The 1,020-nt window shown below is 36.3% G+C and carries 1 pseudogene; it reads right to left on the bottom strand.

The annotated features are described in order from the left end of the window. Positions 1-5: 5 nt before the first annotated feature. Positions 6-1,020 (bottom strand): annotated as a pseudogene (locus tag HMPREF2613_RS05230) (virulence protein); the annotation flags it as partial.

Genomic DNA, 1,020 nt, shown 5'->3' with positions numbered 1-1,020 from the left:
CAGTATCATTTAAACCATCCTCTCATGCCTTTTATCAGGCTATTGACACCTTTTTTAAGGTTACCCGTAATATTAAACTTTTTATCGGCCCAGTTTAAAGTACCTACCGCTACTGCGGATGCTGCGATTGCACCTAAGCCAGTTAACCAAACAGGAGCAGTAGCAACACCTAGCGCACCCGCTGCTAAAGCGCCTACAACTGCAGCTCCAGCACTCGCTGCTCCTGTTGCCGCAACAGTAGTTCCTGCCGCCTTGGCCGCATCTATCACAAAACCTGTTGCCACACTAGCATTAACTTCATTTCCTCTTAGACCTTGACGTTTGGCCTCTTGTTTATTATCGTGGATTTTCGAAAAAGTATCAACCACATCTAAAGCAACACCAACAACTGCAGATCCTTTTAAAAACTTACCAAACTTCGAAGCGGATTTAAAACCTTCTTTGTAATTTTTAAAGCTATCTGTAGCAGACTCAACTAAGCCTTTTCCTCCACCAGCTTTACTAGATTTCCAGACATTTTTTAAAGCGCCTTTAAAAGTCACTTCTTTGATGAATTCTTCTTTTAACAAACTATTTGTTGTTTTTACTAGACTTTCTCCAACTTTAACGATTTTGTGGGCCATCTTAGTATTTTCATCAAAAGTAGCTAGAACATTCCTTAATCCCTCATTATAACGTGTATTACCAAGCTTCGCAAATAAAGACTCAAACGCTTTAGTAGGCTTACCACTACTATACAGAGCTATAGCATAGGATTTATTCTGATTAAGTTTCTTATTAAGCTTCAAAAATTCATCTAATTTATTCCAAAATAAAGTCGTATCCTTGTAAACAATTACATTCCCGAATCTATCTTTCTTAAAACGATAAGCAGCATATAAAGCTGGCAAAATAGATTTTAAATATTTTTTATAGCCTTTACTATTTTTATATAAATCACTTGTTGTGACGTTTTTATAAACATTAAATAATGCATCTATTAGGTCTTTATTTTCAGCTATCGTACCACTATACTTAGAC

The organism is Streptococcus sp. HMSC070B10, from assembly GCF_001808665.1.
Lineage (GTDB): Bacteria > Bacillota > Bacilli > Lactobacillales > Streptococcaceae > Streptococcus.
Note: the sequence above shows the minus strand (reverse complement) of the source record. Positions and strands in the feature narration are given on the sequence as shown.